Genomic DNA, 17,994 nt, shown 5'->3' on the forward strand with positions numbered 1-17,994 from the left:
CGCCGGACGCCCCGCCCCCGTACTCCGGGTACGCCGCGCCGTCCGGCGCCTTCGGGCCGCCGCCCCAGGGGCCGTACCCCTCGCCGCAGGGCGCGCCGTACATTCCGCCGCAGCACGCGCCGTACGGGCCTCCGCCCGGCCCGTACGGGCCCATGCCTCCGCCTCCGCCTCCGCCTGCCCGTCGGCGGGGGCGGCTCCTGCTGTTCGGCGGTGTGGGGGTGCTGGCCGCGGGCCTGGTGGCCGGGCTGCTGGCCTGGAACGGCAGTCCGGGCTCGGAGAAGCCCGAGGCCAAGCGGGACCTGCGGCCGTTCCGGCAGGCCGTGGCCGCGCTGGCCGACACTCCGGGCCTGCGGTACCGGGACTCCGCCACCGGCCTGATGAAACGGGACGTCACCGTCACCGCCTCCGGCAGCCGCTTCGGCGCTCTGGGCCTGGGCGACACCGACCTGGCCCGCGAGGTCCTGCACATCGGCGGCAGGACCTTCACCCGGCAGAAGGACGCCGGCTCCGGTACGGGTTCCGGCGGGGACACCTCGGGCAAGTGGGCGGCGGCCGAGGAGAGCGACAGTGTGACGCAGGAAGTGGTGGGGCGCAGGCCGTCCCCGCCCGACCTGGCCACCGGGCTCTCGAAGGCTCTTGACCGGCTGGTGGACACACCGGCACCGACCGGGTCCGCGAAGCCGCTCGCCGTCCACGGCACACCGGCTCTCGCGGTGGACACCTCCGCGGGCCGTCTGCTCGTCACGGAGAAGAAGCCCCACCGGGTGCTGCGCCTGGAGTCCTACGGCCCTTCCCCGTCCGATGAGAGCTCCGACGGGAGCTCCGTCGGCCCCGCCCGTGCCGCTTCCGTCCGGCTCACGCATGTCACCGCGCGGAAGGTGTCCGACGACGACGAGGAGCCCGTGGAGGCTCCCGAGGTGACGGACGGTCCTCTCGAAGGCAGCGATTCCGACGGCCTGGACCTGGCGCCGGTCGCCGAGAACGCCGTCGACCCGATGTTCGACACCCTGGAGAAGCAGACGAAGGAGCTGAACAACGCCACCGACAGCGGCATCACCCTGACCCTCAGCGGTGGGGGAACGGTGAAGTGCGGTTCCGGTGGGTGCACCGCCAGGAACAGTTTCGCCGGCCACATCACCACGGACGCCAAGAGCCGCCTGATGAGCGGCAAGGTCACGGCGGTGATGACCGCCTCCTTCAGCATCGACAGCAAGCCCGCCGGCCGGTGCACCAGCCCGCAGAGCTCCTTCGCGGTCACCGGGACCAGCGTCTCCGGCAGCCTGTCCTGTTCCAATCCGGGCGCCGGGCCGACCTTCGCCTCGGTCGAGGCGCAGAAGAAGGCCGAGGCGCGGGCGCGTTCCCGGGCGAGTGGCGGCCGGATGGTCCAGTACCGCATCCCCTACCGCGCCGACACACTCATCACCGCCCGCGCCCTGGCCACGACCGAGGTCAAGAAACTGGTCGACAAGGTGCGTCAGGAGCGTGACGACGCCGGCTGCAGGCCCGGCGGCTCCGTCTCCGGCACGGCCTACCGTCCGGGCGGGGCCTCCTCGGGGCGGATGCACGCGGCGGTCCTCGTACACCACCGCTCGTCCACCTGGGCCGGACTGCTCGCGGACAAGAAGAAGTGCCCGGACGCGAAGGCCGTGAGCGACTCGGAGAAGATCTCCGAGCGGGCCGCGGAGGGCAAGGTACGCAAGTCGGGCAACTACCACCCCCACTTCAGCGACGAACGCGTGAAGGAGATCCTCACGAGCCCGGACGCGGTGTACCTCTCCCAGGGAGGGCGTGGGAACCTCATCTTCCGCAAGGGCGAGGACATCGTGGTCACGAAGGGGCCGGGTGCCGGCGTGGGTGATGTCATCACCGGCTACGGTCCGTCCGGGAAGAAGGGGCAGAGCGGAGCCGATGCCGTGGGTGGATCGCCCGAGGACCCGGGGCCCCCGGTGACGCACGAAGACATCGTGAACGGGAAGATCCCCGACACGAAGGGCGGCTTCATGCCGCCTGCCAGGCGCATCCGATGAGGCGACGCACACGGTGAGGGTCATCGTCGGCGACGCCATGACCGCCGAGACGACGGACCGGCCGCTCCCGTTCGCCCCCCGCTTCGACTTCCGCGATCTCCAGCTGATCGTCGCGGGGTACGCGGACCCGGCCGGGCGCGAGCGGCAGCTGCCGGACACCTTCGGCAGCGCGCAGTGGCTGTGGTCGCAGGACGAGCACTTCCGTTTCGACCGCGACAGCCGGGACCTGTGCGGTCTCACGTTCTCCGTGCCTCCGGAGTCCGTGGCGCCGCCGCGGGGGCGCGGTGCTCACGCCGAGCCGCCCGCACGGGTGGGCGGCCTGCGCGCGGACGTCGACCGGGAGTTCGCCATGCCCGGCACCACGGTCTTCCACTGCGACTCCGGGGCCGCCGAACTGCGCTGCCTCGGCGATGTACGCCTCGTCGGCCGGGACATGGACGCGCGGCTGGGCATCGCCCCCGACGTGGCCCTCCTCATCCATGAGGGGACGGTGGCCGGATGGAGCCTCGGCGATCCCGCGCGATACCTGACGGACGGGTTCGCCGAGCCCCGGCCGGACCCTCCGGCGCCCGCCACCCGGCGCCGGCTGGCCGAGTGCCTGGAGCTGGTCTCCTCGCCCCTCGTCGACCGGGTGATGGACCGGGACGCGGCCGCCTGGCAGCGGCTCCGGACGACCGAACAGGCCCTGCGCGAGCAGCGGGAGGACCGGCACCGCGTGGACATCCTGCTCGGGGTGATCACCCGCCTCGTCGAGGACTACGAGGCGTGAGGGGGACGCGGCGACAGAACGGTGGCGTCCTGTCGCCCCACGGGTGCTCTCTCAGGGTGCCGGCATCCCGGTGTACGGGTTCGTCAGCCGCCGGAGCAGACGGCGCCGTTCAGCCGGAAGGCGGCCGGGTCGGGGTTGGGCCCGTCGTTGGCGCCGACGAATCCGAAGGACGCCGTCGAACCGCCGTCGGCGGCCAGCGGTCCCGCGCCGTCGGACGCCGTCACGCGGACGTGGGAACCGGTCTGCTCGAACGAGGCGTTCCAGCCCGAGGACAACGACTGGCCTGCGGCCGCCCAGTCCCAGTCCACCGTCCAGCCGGTGATCGGTGTCCCCGAGAGATTCCGGACGGTCACCGTGGCCACGAAGCCGTTGCCCCAGCTCGTGTCGCGGTGGTACGTCACCGCGCAGGCCGCGTCCGACGGGGTGCCGGTGCTGAAGGTCAGGGGTGCTGACGGGCCGGATGCCCGCCCCGAGGAGTCCGCCGCCAGCACGTTGACCGTGTGGGTGCTGCCCGGTGGCAGGTTCCGCAGGGTGACGGCGGTGCCGGTGGTCTCGCCGACCAGCCGGGTGTGCGTGCCGTCGCGCTCCTGGACCAGGTAGCGGGTCGCGCCCGTCGCGCCCTCCCAGGACAGGCGTGCGGTGGTGTCGGTCACCGCCTCCAGCCGGGGCGTTCCCGGTGCAGCGGCAGCCGAGGCTCCCGGCCCGGTACCGGCCTTCGGTTCGAGGGTCACGGTGAGCAGTGCGTACGGGGGCACCGTGACCCGGGACGCGGACGCCTCCCCGTCGGTGACGTCGGTGACGTCGCTGTCGCCCCGCGCGTAGCGGCTGACCTCCGGCGCGGTGGTGGAGGGGGTGAAGCCCGCGCAGTCGAGGTCCACGGTCCGTGCGGTGTCCGGGTCCTTGTTGACCAGCATGACGCTGAGCCGCCCGTCGCGGCGGAGCACGGCATGTGCCGAGACGTCCTGGGCGGAGGACTCGGCGGCGACCATGGTGTCGCCCGCGGTGCCCAGTCCGGCGGTCATCTTCATGCCGTAGTACGGAGGGAACGGCGTGTTCGGTGCCGGTTCGCAGACGTCACCGGTGCAGGCGCCACTGGAGAGCATCCCCATGTCGCCGTAGTCGGTCTCCCCGTCGACGGTGGTGATCTGTCCGGCGCCGTTGTGGGTGTTCCACCAGTCGACGGTGAACACGCCGTTCTCCAGGGCCGTCATGAACGCGTCGGCAGCGAACAGGCCGTTGGGACGGGCGGTGAGCCGGGCGCCTCCGGTGTTGGTGTTGATCTCGGTGAGCGCGATCTCGATGTCCGGGGAGTCCGCGCCCGCCGCCCGGTCGATCTGCCGGCGCACCTCCCGGAGTTCACCGGGCAGCCTGGTCAGCCGCGTCATGGCGTCCTCGGCGGTCGTGTCCGCTCCGCCCGCGTACCAGTGGACGCTGACGAAGTCGACGACGTCGGCCACGGCGGGGAGCACGGTCTGGTTCCAGTCGCCGGAGTCGCCCTCGCCGACGACACCGTCCGGCCACTCGCCCGGAGTGGTGAGCACGGCACCGATCCTGACCGTCGGATCGACGGCCTTCATGGCCGCCGCGTACGCGCGCACCTGGCGCGCGTACTCCTGCGGGCTCTTGTCCTCGTGGTCGTCGTGCTCCCAGCCGCTGCCGTAATGGCCGTTGCCGTAGATCTCGTTGCCGATCTCCCAGTACTTCGCGCCGTACTTCTTGGTGATGTTCGCGTACCTGACCCAGCCGGCTGCCTCCTCGGGTGTGCCGGAGCCATAGTTCGCGATGAGGACGGGCTGCGCCCCGGTGGCCCGGACGGTGCCCATGAACGCGTCGAAGCCGGTGCCCGGGGCGACGTATCCGCCGGGTGCCGTGTGCGTCTCCCAGTGGTAGATGTCCGCGTACGAACCTCCCGGGTACCGCATCACGCCGACGTCGGCCGACTTCATCAGGCCGGCCACTTCGGGGTCGTTCATGTGCGCGTCCCATATGGCGGTGTTGACTCCACGGGCCTCGCTGGTCAGCGTGCCCAGGGCCGCTTGCGCGTTCACCCGGACGTCCGCGTCCGCGTCGTCCGCGCTCTGCGGTGCGGCGGGGGCCACGCCCACCAGCGAGGACAGCAGGGCCAGGGAGGCGGCAAGGACGGCGGCGCCCCGTGCGAGCGGGCGTAACCCTCTCCTGGCCGGATGCGGGGGTCGGTGCGATGACGCCATGGGGGATCCTCCCTGGGATCTCGGCGGCACGGGCGGCGTACGGCGTCCGTGCCGCCCGGACAGCCGATCGTGGGAGCGCTCCCATAATGAGAGGGGTCTGATGCCCTGTCAACGCCCGTGCACACCGGGGACGGCAAGCGCACACCGAGGCGACGGCACGAGCGGAAGTCGTCGCGGCCCGCCCGCATTTCGTCCGCCTGCACCCACCCTCACGATGGGGTGCGAGTTCGCGCACGCATCGCCGAGACGCACCGAGGCCGCACCCCTGAGGTCTTCCGGGCGCACCGCAACCGCTGCGGCCTGCACTGCGTCGGAGTAGGTGGGAGCCGGTCCGGGATCCGTCCGCCTTTGCGCGAGGAAAGGTGTTCTTGACCGGTCCGGCACCGCACCACACGTACTCGCTCCGAAGGAACAGCCTCTATGCCCCGACTCAAGCGCGTCGCCGTCTCGGCCCTCGTCACCGCCGCGGCCGTGACCGGCACCACGCTCGCCACCGCGACGACCGCGTCCGCGGCGAGCTACCACTGCAAGACCAGCAGCGCTTCCGTCGACAACCCGGCCTACTCCGGTCCCGGCACCGACAACTACAACTTCGACGTCAAGCTCTGCGCCAAGCGCTCCGGCGGCTACATATACGCCTACGCGAAGGTGTCGTTCGAGGGGCCCGTCTGGTACGTCAACCAGACCGACACGCTCGACGCCGCCCGCTTCCACCTCCAGGTCAAGAAGTCGGTCTCCGGCACCGACCCCGTGAAGAAGTGGGCCAACTACACCGGCCTCGAGTACAAGCTCGAACACGGCAACACGTGGGGCAACGGCAGCTACACGACCGGCACCATCAAGTACAAGGCCGGCTCGGGCCGTTACCTCGCCGACGGCTTCATCCAGCTCGACTGGAACAACGACGGCAAGGGCTACCGCAACACCAACTTCAGCGCCTCCCCCACCGTTTAGTCACCTGATCGACCAGGGCCTCCCGGTCCGACGTGGCGCCACCGGCACCGCGCACGGACCGGGGGGCCTTCGTGCTGTCGCGGGGCGCCGCTCACTCGGCGCGGCCGTCACCGTCCCCGGCGCGGAGCACCTCGTGGATCCGCTCCGCCGTTCCCCGTGGGCGGAAGACGTATCCGTTGTGGCCGCCCGGGAACAGCTCCAGCCGTGTGCCCAGCACGTCGGCCAGCCTGACGGCACACGCGTGCGCCCAGACATGGCCCGACTTCTCACCGGCCGCGGCCACGACGCGAGCGGGTGAACCCTGGAGCGCGGCAACGTCGAGTACGTGTGACCTGATGGCCGGCAGGTCGTACGTGAGGAGGTGCTCGGCGTTCCGCAGGCGGTCGGGGCCCGGAGCGCGCACCGGGGCGTCCGGCTCGCGGTCGTTCGGGTCGATGTCCAGGCCGGACGCGAACCGGCGCATGGCGGTGTCGGCACCCTCCGACCTGAACGCCTCCTCGACACGGATCAGTTGCCCGAGCGCTCGGTCCGGTTCCGGGAGCAGATGCGTGACGGGCGGCTCGTGCGCGACGACCGTCGCGACCTGCCCGGGGTGCCGGACGGTCAGTTCCAGTGCGATCAGCGCGCCGAGGCTGGTGCCGTGCACGAGCGCGGGTTGCGCCGTGTGGGCGCGGAGCAGGCGGGCGGCGTCGTCCGCGTGCGCGGCGATGGTCGTCGCGGGGGTGTCGGTGGTGCTTCCCGACAGCCCGCGCCGGTCGTACGTGAGGACGGTGTACCGGCAGGCGAGGTGGCGGGCGAGCGGTTCGTTGGCGTCGATGCCGTGGTGTCCCCCGGCGATGAGCAGGAGTACGGGGCCCTCTCCCCGGATGGTGTGGCGCAGTCGTGCGCCCGGTACGGACAGCAGGGATTCCCTCATGGTGCGACCACCGGTCCTCTCGTCGGGCAGACCCGGACGGGCCCGGCACCGATCGTGCCGCCGTGGGCGGCGTACCGGGAGCGGAGCGGTTGCCCTAGGACCGGCGGTCCCAGGATGCGCGGACGCGGCACCGTTACCCTGAGGGCGAGATGACACTGAAGCGTGCAGACCTCGCCGACTTCCTGCGCCGGTCGCGGGAACGCCTGACACCGCGCGATGTGGGGCTTCCCGAAGGGCCGAGGCGGCGCACGCCGGGCCTGCGGCGCGAGGAGGTCGCCGTCCTCGCAGGGATGTCGGCCGACTACTACATGCGGCTCGAACAGGCCCGGGGGCCTCATCCGTCGGTCCAGGTACTCGCCGCGCTGGCGGGCGCGCTGCGGCTGTCCGAGGACGAGCGGGACCACCTGTACCTCCTCGCCGGCCACCGCCCGCCGGAGGGCGCGCGGGCGGGCGGCTACCTGCGCCCGGGGCTGCGGTATCTGCTCGACCGCCTGGACGGTGTGCCCGTGCAGGTGGTGAGCGACCTCGGTGACCTGCTGGCACAGAACGACCTGGCGCTCGCCCTCTTCGGGTGCGTATGCACGGTCGCCGAGGATGACCGCAACATCGTGCTGCGCTGGTTCTCCGACCCGGACGTCCGCGGGCATTTCGCGGACGAGGAACACGCCCAGCAGGCACGGGAGTTGGTCGCCGACCTGCGGGCCGCGACCGCCCGTCGCGACGACGAGGCGTCCCGCGCGCTGGTGGCGCGGTGCCGGGCCGCGAGCCCGGAGTTCACCGCGCTGTGGGACCGGCACGAGGTCGCCGTGCGCCGGTCGCATCCGTACCGGCTCGTACATCCCGAACTGGGCAGGATCGACCTGGACTGCGAGGTGCTGGCGACGCCCGCGGCGGATCAGCGTCTGCGGATCTTCACTCCTCCGCCCGGCGGGACGACGGCGCTGGACGCGTTGCGCGTGCTCGGTCCCCGGCACCGGCACCACGTCACCTGACCGTCGGCCCCTGGGCCCCGGGGCCGACCCGAGTACGACCGCTTCTCGCCCGCATGGGCTACTCCCCCGTATACGCATGCTCCGCCGGACGCACACACGGCCACCCTGGAGTGCGATGCGGGCAACCAACGGCGGCTGGCAGCCTCGCAGTTGTCGCACACAGTCCACACGGAGAGCCGGGCCCATGACTGCCAGCACGCTTCCACTCGCCCCCGCACGTCCCGCCACCGCCGCACCCGTCCCCTCATGGGCGCGGCACACGGCCGCCGCGGTTCTGTGGGCTTCCCTGCCGTCGGCGCTGTGGCGGTTCGCCGTGGTGGCCGGTGTTCCGCTGGGGCTCGCCGAGTCCGAGTACACCGCCATGCTCGTTCCCGGCTGGGGATATCTCCTCCTGCCGCTGCTGTCCGTGTTCCAGGAGGCGCTGGCGTTCCTGACGCTGGGACTGGTCCGGCCGTGGGGCGAGGTGTGGCCTCGGTGGGTGCCGTTCCTGCGCGGACGCCGCGTTCCCGTGCTCGCGGCGACCGTCCCGGCGGCGCTGGGCTCGCTCGCCTGCACCGTGTACGGGGTGCTCTTCGTATGGACCACCCTGCACTCGGACATGGCGATCACCCCGTGGGGAGAGTGGGTGATGACCGTCTGCTACGTGCCGCTCGTGGCCTGGGGGCCGCTGCTCGCCCTCGTCACCACGCACTACTACCGGCGCCGCACCCGTCGTTGACCGCGGGAGGCGGGCGGGTGCTCACGTGGGACCCGCGCCCCCTCCCCCGGCGAACTCAGCCGTACATCGCCACCTGGTACAGGGAGTCGAGCGCCGCGTCGATCGGATGGGGCTGCGGCCTGCCCGAGGCGTCGAGCGTGTTCCACCTCTGCAGGTTGACCGCGACCGCCATCTGCCGTGCGCCGTCGGCGCGGGTCACGGCCAGGGTTCCGCCGCCCCAGACCGTTCCGCCGTGGCCCCAGAAGGTGGGCCGGCCCGGCGCCTCGACCGGGTGCAGGCCGAGACCGTACGCGATGACCTTGCCCTCCTGCGAGATGACCGGGCCGGTGCGCCTCATCTGCTCCAGCGACGACGGGCCGACGATCTTTCCGGCCATGAGCTGGGCGTAGAAGAGGTTGAGGTCGGCGACGGTCGATATGAGGGAGGCCGACGGTCCCGTCCACGACATGTCGAAGACGCTGTAGTCGCGCGGCGGGTCGATCTTGCCGAACCACGCCTCGTAGAGCCGTGAGTGCGGTCCCTCGATCTCCGGTCCGGTGGGGAACGTGGTGTCCCTGAGCCCGGCGCGCTCGATGACGTCGCGGGTGATGCACTCCTCGGCCGTGGTGCCGGTCACCTCCGCCACGAGTTCGGCGAGGAGCAGGTAGTTGGTGTTGGAGTACAGCCCCGGCGCACCGCCCGGGGCGCCAACGGCGGGTGCGCCGACTCCCAGTGCGATGAGTTCTTCGGGGTCGAACCGCGTGAACCGGTGGTCGTCCAGGCTCTGCGCCCCGGTCTCGGCGAGGTCCGGGAACGCCTTGAGCGAGGGGTAGGCGTACGGAAGGTACTCGGCGAGGCCGCTCGTGTGGTTGATCAGCATCCGGACCGTGATCGCCTCACCCCGCTCCCCCGGGACCAGTTTCGGCAGGTAGCGGCCGATCGGTGCGTCGAGTCCGATCCGGCCGCTCTCGGCCTGGCGCAGAACGGCCGCGGCGGTGAACGTCTTGGTGACGCTGCCGACGCGGTGGCGCATTCCGGCGTCCACGGGCCGGCCGGTGGCGGTGTCGGCGACCCCGGCCGCGCCGCGCCAGACATGGTCGCCGTGCCGGACCTCGGCGAACAGGCCCGGCATACCGGCGCGGTGAACGTGGTCGACGGCCGCGTCCAGTGCCGCGGAATCCAGTGGGTTCTTCACGTCGTGCGTCCCTTCGTAACCCCCGGGTCCGCCAGGGTTCCCCATGCCGGACCACGTCCTGCCGGGCCGCCCGGCAAGCTCATGTCCTCATTATGCACGCGGTGCGTGCAACACCAAGTGCATAGGCTAGGCTGGAACCCGGCGAGAGGGGCGAAATGGCAGGCCGAAGGCGTTGGGCGACCGAAGAGATCCTGGATGCGGCGGCCGAGCTGCTGCGCACGAGCGCGACGGAGTCGTTCAGCGTGCGCAAACTGGCGGCGGTTCTCGGGACGGACTCGTCGAGCCTCTACCGGCACTTCCGCAGCAAGACCGAGCTGCTGCGCGCGGTCGCCGACCGTGTCCTTCTGGCCGCGATGGAGGGCTATCGCCCCGAGGGTGACTGGAAGCAGCGCATCACGGCCCTGGCTCTGCGCGTACGGGAGGCCTTCGGCCGGCAGCCGCAGCTCGCCGCGGTCTGGGGGCGTTACGTGTCGGGCGGCGCCGGGTCCCGGCTGGTCGTGGAGGAAGTGCTGCAGGCCCTGCGCGCCTCAGGACTGCCCAACGAGAAGATCCCGGCGCACTACCACCGGATCGCGGTTCTCATCGCCGCACTGATCACCTCCGAGGCCGGCGCCGCCACGGTCACGCCCGAGGAGCGCGAACAGGGGCAGGAGCTGTTCCGTGTGTCGGTGCTGGGCGCCGACCCGGAGCGCTTCCCCGCGCTGGCGCACTTCGCGCGTGACCTCCGGCCGCTTCAGACGGACCACCGGGCAGCGTTCGAGGAACTTCTCGCCGCCCACCTCGCTCACGTCGAAGCGGACGTGCGGAACGGTTAGCGAGGTGCCGCATGGGTGAGGGCCGGGGCGCGCCGCCCCGGCCCTCCTCCACGCACGCGCGTTACGGGTGTTCCGGCGCGGCGGGGTCGGTGCCCGACTCGGCCTTCATCGCCTTGGCCTCACTCTTGAGGATGCGGGCCGACTTGCCCAGGGAGCGCGCCATGTCGGGCAGCTTCTTCGAGCCGAACACCATGATGATGACCAGCGCCACGATGAGCAGGTGCCACGGTTCCAAGCCGTTGCGGAGCATCACGCCACCTCTTTCCTTCGCCGTAGTCGCCCGCGCGTGCGCGGGCACGCTCGCACAACCCTATTGATTGCTACATTGCGCAACTGTACAAGCCTCGCTCGGGGACCCTCCGGCGGCCGGTCCTGACGGAGGCCCCGCGTGAGGCGTCCGAGCACCGCGGCGAATCCGCCCAGCACCGCTGCGAGCAGGAGGTACGCGGGCAGCGGCAGCGGCTCCAGACCCAGCCGCGCCCCGGGCCCGGTGAGCGGCAGCACGAGGCCCACCGCGGCCGGCACCGCGGCGGCCAGGCGCAGAATCCGCGGCGCGGGCCGGGTCCCGGTGCGCAGCAGCAGCATCAGGCTCTGGGTGAGCAGGTTCTCCGTGAACCATCCCGTGTGGAAAGCCCCTTCGTCGTGCGCGGCCGACGCGGTCAGGGCGAGCAGCACGAAGGTGGTCAGGTCGGCGAGCGCGCCGAGCAGGCCGAAACCGGTGACGACCCGGAGGAACGGGGCGGGCCGCAGAACGGTGGGCCGCGCGAGGAGGCGGGGCGCCGGGCGGTCGTGGGCCAGGGCCAGCTGCGCCGCGTCGAAGCAGAGGTTCTGCACGAGGACCTGCGCGGGAAGCATGGGCAGGAAGGGCAGGAGCAGGCCCGCGGTGAGCATCGCGATCACGTTGCCGAGGTTCGACGAGAGGGTGATGCGGAGGTACGAGGCGATGTTCCCGCCCGCGCGCCGCCCCTCGGTGATCGCCTCGTCCAGGGCCGCGAAGTCCCGGTCCGCGAGCACGACGTCCGCGCTCTCCCGCGCCACGCCCACCGCGGTCGACGGGCAGATCCCGGCGTCGGCGGCGCGCAGGGCGGGCAGGTCGTTGACGCCGTCGCCGACGAAGCCGACCGTGCGGCCGTGTGCGCGCAGCGCGGTCACGATCCGCGCCTTGTCCTCGGGCCCGCACCGGGCGAACACCGTGGAGCGGTCCGCCAGGGCGGCCAGTTGTCCGTCGTCGAGGGACCCCAGGGTGCCGGCGTCCACCACCTCGCCCGGTTCCACTCCGAGGTCGCGGCAGACACGGGCGGCCGTGGCCGGATGGTCGCCGGTGAGGACCCTGAGGGCGACCCCGTGACCGGTGAGACGGGCGAGCGCATCGACGGCGCCCGGGGCGAGGGCGTCGCGGAAGGTGACGAGGCCCCGGTACTCCAGGCCCCGCTCGTCGGCCGGACCGTACGGGCGGCCCCGCGCGGGACGTTCACCGGTGGCGACGGCCAGGAGCCGTACGCCCGTGGCGGCCAGGTGCGCGGCCTCGTCGAGGAGCCGTTCGCGTTCCGCTTCGCCCAGCGCGCACCGTTCGAGGACCGCTTCCACCGCGCCCTTGACGACGAGCACGTCGCGGCCGAGCGCGTGGGGAGCGCGCACGACGGCCGTGGAGAGCCGGCGCGCGGTGTCGAAGGGGAGCGCGGCGACCGGCTCGTACGCCATGGCCTCCCCCGGGTCGCCGGCGTCCAGCAGGGCCGCGTCGAGTGTGTCGGGGGCGGGCAGGTCCGCGAGGTGCAGCGTCCACCACGCGTTGACCGTCGCCCAGGCCAGCACCCCGGGTGCCGGACGGCCCTCGGGGTCGACGGCGTCGATGACCTGGGGCCGGTCCTGGGTGAGGGTGCCCGTCTTGTCCAGGCACAGCACGTCCATCGCGCCCAGGTCGTAGAGCGCGGGCGGTCTGCGGACGATGACTCCGTGGGCGCGTGCCAGCCGGGCGGCCCCACGGGTCAGGCAGGTGGTCACGACCACGGGCAGCATCTCGGGCGTCAGTCCCACCGCCACGGCCACCGCGAACGGCAGGGTCTCCAGGCCGCGCCCGCGCAGCGCCGCGTTCGCCATGAGCACGAGCGGGGGCATGAGGAGCATGAAACGGATCAGCACCCACGCGATGCCGCGGACGGAGCGGTCGAAGGAGCTCGTCCGGGGCGGGCCCGCCGGCACGTGCGCGCCGGCGAACCGGGTGTGCGCACCGGTGGCGACCACGACACCCGTGCCACTGCCGGCGACGACCGTGCCGCCCTGGAAGCACAGGTCCCCGCGCGCGAGGGACGCGTCGTCGGCCGGAACGTCGCGGGCTTCCTTGGTGACGGGTTCCGACTCCCCGGTCAGGACCGACTCGTCGACGCGCAGATGGTGGGTCCGCAGGAGGCGCAGGTCGGCGGGGACCAAGTCACCGGGGACCAGCCGGACGACGTCCCCGGGCACGAGGTCGCCGGCGGGGACCTCTCGTACGGCCGGCACCGCGTGCGGCTCCGGTCTGCGCTGTACGGCGGCCGTGGTAGCCACCATCTTCCGCAGATGGGCCATCGCCCGGTCCGCCCGGTGTTCTCCGAGGGCCCGCAGGACGCAGCTGACCCCGACAAGGACGACGATGACGGTGGCCGGGCCCCAGGACGCGACGGCGGCGGAGACCAGGCCGAGGGCGAGCAGGACGCCCGTGAACGGGTCCCGTATGCCGTACGCCAGCCGCACGGGCCACGGCGTGGGGCGGTGTGCGGGCAGCGTGTTGGGGCCGTGTACGCCGAGGCGGACCGCCGCGTCGTCGTCGGTCAGCCCGCGCGGGGAGGTGTCCAGCGTGCGCAGGACTTGGAGCACGGTGGCCGCATGACCGGCCCGTGCTCTCGGTGGTCGGCCCGCGAGACGGTCAGGCACCGGTCCCGTGCAGCCGGCGCACCGGCGCGCCCTCCTGCGCCGCGAGCTGTCCGATCATCAGGCGCACGACAGCCACGACGTCCGTGTCGTCGACGTAGTACACCTGCCGGCGGCCTTCCCGCCGGGAGCTGACCAGGCCGGCGAGTCTGAGCTTTGTCAGGTGCTGGCTGACGGCGGGCAGCGCACCGCCGACCCGTTCCGCGAGGCCGCTGACGTCGCAGTCGCCGTGGGCGAGAATCCAGACGATGTGCAGGCGTGCGGGCGAGGCGAGCAGGCCGAATGCCTCGGACGCGCGGGCGAGGACCGCGGCGGACGGTTCACCGTGCTGACCCGCCACTTCGGCTCCTGCGGTCACGGTCCGGCTCCTGTCCACTCACAACCGCCGGCAGACAGCTGGATCTTTGATGTCGGCCCATTCTAGGCACCGTGCCACGGGCCGGAGGCGGGTCTGCCCGGCACGCTCTCCGGGCAGGGGCGCCGGCCGGTGGAGGTGAGCTTCGCCGGGTGACGGGGCACGCGCGGGAGGTGCGACGGCACGGCAGGCTGCCGTGCCGTCGGCTCCTTCCTACTTCTTCAGGTGCCGGGTGAAGAACTGGGCCGCGGGGTCACCGGCGTGCTGCGGGACACCGGTGTGCCCGCCCATGTGGGCGTGCAGGGACTTCTCCTCGGTGCCGAAGGCGTCGAACAGGTCGAGCGACGCCTGCCGGTCGTTCCTCTCGTCGTCCCACTGCAACAGGACGTGCAGCGGAGTGGTGATCCGGCGGGCCTCCTCGAACGTGGCGCGCGGGACGAAGCTTCCGGCGAAGAGGACGGCGGCCGCGAGGCGCGGCTCGACCAGCGCCAGCCGCACACCGATGGAGATCACTCCCCCCGAGTATCCGACCGGCCCGTCGATCCCTGGCAGGGCGAGGAGCGCGTCCAGGGCGGCCTGCCATTCCGGCACCGCCCGGTCGACCAGCGGGAGGACGACTGCGTCGATGATCTCGTCGCTGAGGGGTTCGCCCGTTTCCAGCGCCCGGCGCATGTCGGCGCGAGCCTCGTCGAGGGCGGGGAGCCGGGGTCGCTCGCCGCAGCCGGGGAGTTCGATGGTGGCCGTGGCGAAGCCCTCCGCCGCGGAGTGCCGGGCGCGGCCGAGCAGACGCGGGTACATCTTGTCCAGGCCGAGCGTGGGGTGACCGAGCAGGATCAGCGGCACCGGTGCGGACGCCGACGCGGATGCGGGTGTCCAGAGGATGCCGGGAATGTCACCGAGGGTGAAGGTGCGTTCGAGTACGCCGTCGTCGAGGCGCTGCTCGGAGGTGAAATGCATGATCGTGCCTTTCGGGAGTGCACAGAATGGCGCTCCCGGACGACCTGCCTATCGCCCGACCGTGACCCCGGAGGGGAGCACCCATGTCGATACTGTGTTCACGGGTACCACCTCCTCGTTCTTTCGCACGGCCGGGACGAATGTAGCAGTGTCCGCTGCGGTCGCCTAACGGGTTTCCGTACGGGCCCGCCGGTCGCGCAGGGCCGCGGCCAGGAGCGCCACGACGATCCCGGCGAACGCCCAGGCACCGAGGATCCACAGCGGCCCCGTGATGTTGTTTCCGTCGAAGTAGACCGTGTTGCGCACCACGGTCGTACCGGCCCCGGGCGGCAGGGCCTGGCCGATCGCGGCCCAGAAGGGCGGCAGCAGGGACGCCGGGTAGACGCCGCCCGAACTCGGGTTGCCGAGGATCGTGAAGATGAGGATGGTCAGGCCGAGGCCGATCGTGCCGAGCAGCGACTGCAGGGCCACCCCCACGGCCCCGGAGGCGAACACGACCAGGGTGCCGATGCCGACGAGCTCCCAGAACGCGCCCGGCAGACAGTTCAGTACGGGGCCCACGATGAGGGCGCCGCCGATTCCGGAGATGAAGGCGTAGGGCACCATCGCCGCGAGCCGCACGATGGAGCGCCGGAAGGTGGGACGCTTCGATCCGGCCGCCATGTTCAGCGCCGACGCGGCGAGGTAGCCACCGATCGTCCAGCTCAGCACGACGTAGAAGGACGACAGCCCGCGCGCGTCCCCCGCGGCGGGCGGGCGGATGTCGCGGATGGTCAGGGCGCGGTTCTGGGCGCGCTCGACGGTCGCCACGACCTTCGCGGCGGCGTCCGAGGCCGAGGGGCCGCCCGCCGAGGCGATCAGCAGGGTGTCGGTGCGTCCGGTCACCGCGACGATCAGCGCGGCGTCGGTCTTCCGCTCCAGGAGCCGCGCCCTGGCCTGTGCGCGGTCCTGTACGGCGGTGACGTGCACCGGGTCACCGGGCAGGGAGTTGAGCCGGGCGACGAGGTCCGCCTCCAAGGGGCGCGGGGCGACCAGGGTGATGGGGACGCGGTGGGGTCTGGGCGCGTGGAACGCCCCCATGTACGAGAGGGCGAAGCCCAGTTGGAGCAGCAGCACACCCACCATGACGAGAACGGCTCTGGTGGTGATCGCGTCCTTCATCTCCGTCCACGCGTCGACCCTCGTCGTCGAGCCTGTTTCATCCGCCACGTGACGTACCCGCTCTCAGCCGTGATTGACCGGTGCACCCATTCCGCCGACATCCTCATCCCCGGTCCGCGCCGCAAGGAGAGAACACGCATGGGTGGTGCCGTACCCACCCGTTCGGCGGAACGCCGGTGCGCGGCCGGTCACTCCTGCCGTTCGAACCGGTGCGTGGCCCATAGCAGGGCCCCGACTCCGCTGATCAGGAGCAGGGCCGCCTTCGCGGCGAGCGGGAGCGGGTGGCCGGCCCAGGTGATGCCACCGACGCCCGTCCCGCCCGGGGCCCGCAGGGCGATGCTGTCGCGGAGCATGTCCACGCCGTACGCGAGCGGGTTCGCCGCAGCCAGGGCGTGGGTCCAGCCGGGCAGGCTCCCGAGGGGGAAGAAGCCGCCGGAGAGGAACAGCAGAGGCATCATCATCACGCCGAGCAGCGTGTGGAACGTCTCGGGTCTGCGCAGGCTCACGGCCAGGGTCAGCGCGAGGGCGGTGATCGTGAAGGAGATCAGGATCATCCCGGTGAGGAGCAGCGCCAGGAGCACCGGGTCGTAGGGCAGGCCGACGACACCGACGAGTCCGAGCAGGACGGCGCCCTGGATCGTGGCGACGAGGGTGCCGCCGGCGCAGCTTCCCAGGAGCAGGGTCGAGCGGCTGACCGGAGCCATCAGGAGCTCGCGCAGATAGCCGCTCTGCCGGTCGGTGATGAGACGGATGCCGACCAGGATGGCGGGCGTCTGCACGGTCATCATCAGCATGCCGGGGAAGAGATAGGTCTGATAGCCCACCCCCAGCTTCGAGTGGGGGATGAGGGCGGCGAGTCCCCCTCCGAGGATCAGCAGGTACAGCACGGGGTGGAGCAGCATCAGCGCGGTGTGGGCGCGCTGGCCGGCCAGGCGCAGCAGGTCGCGGTGGATCAGGCCGTGGACCGCGCGCAGTTCACGGCGCAGGCGCGTCGGCCGGTCGTCGTCCCGGGCGGAGGGCGCGTCGAGAGGGAGTGCGGTCATCGGCCGCCTCCGGGCTGGGCGCTGTGGATGCTGCGGCCGGTGTGGTGGAAGAAGACGTCGTCGAGCGTGGGCGGGGTGGCGGATGCGGCGCGGACGGCGATGCCGTGGTTCTCCAGGGCCGCGCAGAGGCGCGGGATCCAGGAGCTGCCGTCGGGTACGCGCAGGCAGATCCCGTCGGCGTCCGTGGTGACGGTGTGTCCGGGTGGCACGATGCGGCGGACGATGTCGTGGGCTCGCGCGTCCTGGCTTGTGCGCAGCACGACCCGGTCGTCCCCGATGGCCGCCTTCAGCGCGTCCGGTGTTCCCTGGGCCACGAGCCTGCCGCGGTCGATGATGGCGACGCGGTCGCAGTTCACGGCCTCTTCGAGTTGGTGGGTCGTGATGAAGAGGGTGCTGCCGTGCCGCTCCCGCAGGGCGTAGAGGTGGTCCCAGATCTGTGCGCGTGCGTGGGGGTCCAGTCCGGTGGTCGGCTCGTCCAGGAACAGCACGCTCGGCGCGTGCAGCAGTTGTCGGGCGATCTCCAGGCGGCGGCGCATCCCTCCGGACAGGGTGCGTACGGGGGACGCGCGGCGGTCGGTGAGTCCGGCGACCTCCAGCACCTCGGCGGTGCGCTGCCGGGCGTGGCCACGCCGCAGCCCGTAGAGCCGTGCGTGGATGTGGAGGTTCTGCTCGGGCGTCAGGTCCGGGTCCAGGGCGCTCTGCTGGAACAGCATGCCGACCCGTTGCCGTACCTGGTGGGGCTGGGTACGCACATCCGCGCCCGCCACCGTGGCGTGTCCGGCGGTGGGGCGGGCCAGGGCGCACAGCATGGCGATGGTCGTGGACTTCCCGGCGCCGTTGGGACCGAGGAAGGCGAAGGTCTCGCCTCGCGCGACGTCCAGGTCCAGGCCGTTCACGGCGTGAGTGGTGGTGGAGCGCGGTCCGGGGTAGCTCTTGGCCAGGCCGCGCGTGCTGATGGCGCAGCCGGGCGCGGGCGGGCGGGGCATGGTGCGGGGG

At 72.2% G+C, this 17,994-nt stretch carries 16 protein-coding genes; 6 read left to right on the forward strand and 10 right to left on the reverse strand.

Going from position 1 to position 17,994, the window contains the following annotated elements; all coding sequences use genetic code 11:
• Nucleotides 1-218 precede the first annotated feature (218 nt).
• Nucleotides 219-2,027, forward strand: coding sequence for a hypothetical protein (locus EAO73_RS36000; protein ID WP_191134104.1), 1,809 nt, complete (start codon nucleotides 219-221; stop codon nucleotides 2,025-2,027).
• 13 nt (nucleotides 2,028-2,040) lie between these two features.
• A complete protein-coding gene (locus tag EAO73_RS16595; protein WP_147972328.1) occupies nucleotides 2,041-2,796 on the forward strand; it encodes a hypothetical protein in 756 nt (251 codons plus the stop codon).
• A gap of 83 nt (nucleotides 2,797-2,879) precedes the next feature.
• Here EAO73_RS16595 and EAO73_RS16600 read toward each other — a convergent pair whose 3' ends face one another.
• On the reverse strand, nucleotides 2,880-5,006 hold the full coding sequence (locus EAO73_RS16600; protein WP_147972329.1) for a cellulose binding domain-containing protein: 2,127 nt from the start codon (nucleotides 5,004-5,006) through the stop codon (nucleotides 2,880-2,882).
• 420 nt (nucleotides 5,007-5,426) lie between these two features.
• Between EAO73_RS16600 and EAO73_RS16605 the strand changes: the two genes are divergently transcribed.
• Nucleotides 5,427-5,960 (forward strand): hypothetical protein, encoded by a 534-nt coding sequence (locus tag EAO73_RS16605; RefSeq protein ID WP_147972330.1) that lies wholly within the window; start codon nucleotides 5,427-5,429, stop codon nucleotides 5,958-5,960.
• A 91-nt stretch (nucleotides 5,961-6,051) separates the two neighbouring features.
• Here the strand turns inward: EAO73_RS16605 and EAO73_RS16610 are convergent, their stop codons facing one another.
• Complete coding sequence (locus EAO73_RS16610) at nucleotides 6,052-6,876, reverse strand: alpha/beta fold hydrolase (protein ID WP_147972331.1); 825 nt, start codon at nucleotides 6,874-6,876, stop codon at nucleotides 6,052-6,054.
• 149 nt (nucleotides 6,877-7,025) lie between these two features.
• Between EAO73_RS16610 and EAO73_RS16615 the strand changes: the two genes are divergently transcribed.
• Complete coding sequence (locus EAO73_RS16615) at nucleotides 7,026-7,868, forward strand: helix-turn-helix transcriptional regulator (protein ID WP_147972332.1); 843 nt, start codon at nucleotides 7,026-7,028, stop codon at nucleotides 7,866-7,868.
• A gap of 184 nt (nucleotides 7,869-8,052) precedes the next feature.
• A complete protein-coding gene (locus tag EAO73_RS16620; protein ID WP_147972333.1) occupies nucleotides 8,053-8,586 on the forward strand; it encodes a hypothetical protein in 534 nt (177 codons plus the stop codon).
• Nucleotides 8,587-8,641: 55 nt separating this feature from the next.
• Here the strand turns inward: EAO73_RS16620 and EAO73_RS16625 are convergent, their stop codons facing one another.
• A complete protein-coding gene (locus EAO73_RS16625) occupies nucleotides 8,642-9,760 on the reverse strand; it encodes a serine hydrolase domain-containing protein (RefSeq protein WP_224756342.1) in 1,119 nt (372 codons plus the stop codon).
• A 155-nt stretch (nucleotides 9,761-9,915) separates the two neighbouring features.
• Between EAO73_RS16625 and EAO73_RS16630 the strand changes: the two genes are divergently transcribed.
• Nucleotides 9,916-10,575 (forward strand): TetR/AcrR family transcriptional regulator, encoded by a 660-nt coding sequence (locus EAO73_RS16630; RefSeq protein WP_147972335.1) that lies wholly within the window; start codon nucleotides 9,916-9,918, stop codon nucleotides 10,573-10,575.
• Nucleotides 10,576-10,636: 61 nt separating this feature from the next.
• Here the strand turns inward: EAO73_RS16630 and tatA are convergent, their stop codons facing one another.
• The 7 genes from tatA to EAO73_RS16665 form a co-directional block, all read right to left on the reverse strand.
• A complete protein-coding gene (tatA, locus tag EAO73_RS16635; protein WP_191134107.1) occupies nucleotides 10,637-10,825 on the reverse strand; it encodes a Sec-independent protein translocase subunit TatA in 189 nt (62 codons plus the stop codon).
• Complete coding sequence (gene mgtA, locus EAO73_RS16640; protein WP_147972337.1) at nucleotides 10,825-13,485, reverse strand: magnesium-translocating P-type ATPase; 2,661 nt, start codon at nucleotides 13,483-13,485, stop codon at nucleotides 10,825-10,827. The genes tatA and mgtA overlap by 1 nt, the downstream gene beginning before the upstream one ends.
• On the reverse strand, nucleotides 13,478-13,840 hold the full coding sequence (locus EAO73_RS16645; RefSeq protein WP_224756343.1) for an ArsR/SmtB family transcription factor: 363 nt from the start codon (nucleotides 13,838-13,840) through the stop codon (nucleotides 13,478-13,480). The genes mgtA and EAO73_RS16645 overlap by 8 nt, the downstream gene beginning before the upstream one ends.
• Nucleotides 13,841-14,050: 210 nt before the next feature.
• Nucleotides 14,051-14,794, reverse strand: coding sequence for a dienelactone hydrolase family protein (locus EAO73_RS16650; RefSeq protein WP_147972338.1), 744 nt, complete (start codon nucleotides 14,792-14,794; stop codon nucleotides 14,051-14,053).
• A 165-nt stretch (nucleotides 14,795-14,959) separates the two neighbouring features.
• Nucleotides 14,960-15,955, reverse strand: a complete 996-nt coding sequence (locus EAO73_RS16655; RefSeq protein ID WP_147972355.1) for a DUF3533 domain-containing protein — start codon at nucleotides 15,953-15,955, stop codon at nucleotides 14,960-14,962.
• Nucleotides 15,956-16,143: 188 nt separating this feature from the next.
• Entirely contained in the window at nucleotides 16,144-16,998 is an 855-nt protein-coding gene (locus EAO73_RS16660; RefSeq protein WP_147972339.1) for an ABC transporter permease, read from the reverse strand.
• Nucleotides 16,995-17,984 carry an ATP-binding cassette domain-containing protein gene (locus EAO73_RS16665; protein WP_147972356.1) on the reverse strand — a complete coding sequence of 330 codons (990 nt, stop codon included), beginning with the start codon at nucleotides 17,982-17,984 and terminating at the stop codon, nucleotides 16,995-16,997. The genes EAO73_RS16660 and EAO73_RS16665 overlap by 4 nt, the downstream gene beginning before the upstream one ends.
• Between the last annotated feature and the right edge of the window lie 10 nt (nucleotides 17,985-17,994).

The sequence above is a fragment of the Streptomyces sp. col6 genome (assembly GCF_008042035.1).
Classification (GTDB): Bacteria; Actinomycetota; Actinomycetes; order Streptomycetales; family Streptomycetaceae; genus Streptomyces.

Excerpts from the sequence above, each read along its gene's own strand:
- tatA (WP_191134107.1), bottom strand. The coding sequence starts at position 10,825 with ATGCTCCGCAACGGCTTGGAACCGTGGCACCTGCTCATCGTGGCGCTG.
- EAO73_RS16605 (WP_147972330.1), top strand. The coding sequence starts at position 5,427 with ATGCCCCGACTCAAGCGCGTCGCCGTCTCGGCCCTCGTCACCGCCGCG.
- EAO73_RS16650 (WP_147972338.1), bottom strand. The coding sequence starts at position 14,794 with ATGCATTTCACCTCCGAGCAGCGCCTCGACGACGGCGTACTCGAACGC.
- EAO73_RS16655 (WP_147972355.1), bottom strand. The coding sequence starts at position 15,955 with ATGAAGGACGCGATCACCACCAGAGCCGTTCTCGTCATGGTGGGTGTG.
- EAO73_RS16630 (WP_147972335.1), top strand. The coding sequence starts at position 9,916 with ATGGCAGGCCGAAGGCGTTGGGCGACCGAAGAGATCCTGGATGCGGCG.
- EAO73_RS16600 (WP_147972329.1), bottom strand. The coding sequence starts at position 5,006 with ATGGCGTCATCGCACCGACCCCCGCATCCGGCCAGGAGAGGGTTACGC.
- EAO73_RS16665 (WP_147972356.1), bottom strand. The coding sequence starts at position 17,984 with ATGCCCCGCCCGCCCGCGCCCGGCTGCGCCATCAGCACGCGCGGCCTG.
- EAO73_RS16660 (WP_147972339.1), bottom strand. The coding sequence starts at position 16,998 with ATGACCGCACTCCCTCTCGACGCGCCCTCCGCCCGGGACGACGACCGG.
- EAO73_RS16615 (WP_147972332.1), top strand. The coding sequence starts at position 7,026 with ATGACACTGAAGCGTGCAGACCTCGCCGACTTCCTGCGCCGGTCGCGG.
- EAO73_RS16620 (WP_147972333.1), top strand. The coding sequence starts at position 8,053 with ATGACTGCCAGCACGCTTCCACTCGCCCCCGCACGTCCCGCCACCGCC.
- EAO73_RS16610 (WP_147972331.1), bottom strand. The coding sequence starts at position 6,876 with ATGAGGGAATCCCTGCTGTCCGTACCGGGCGCACGACTGCGCCACACC.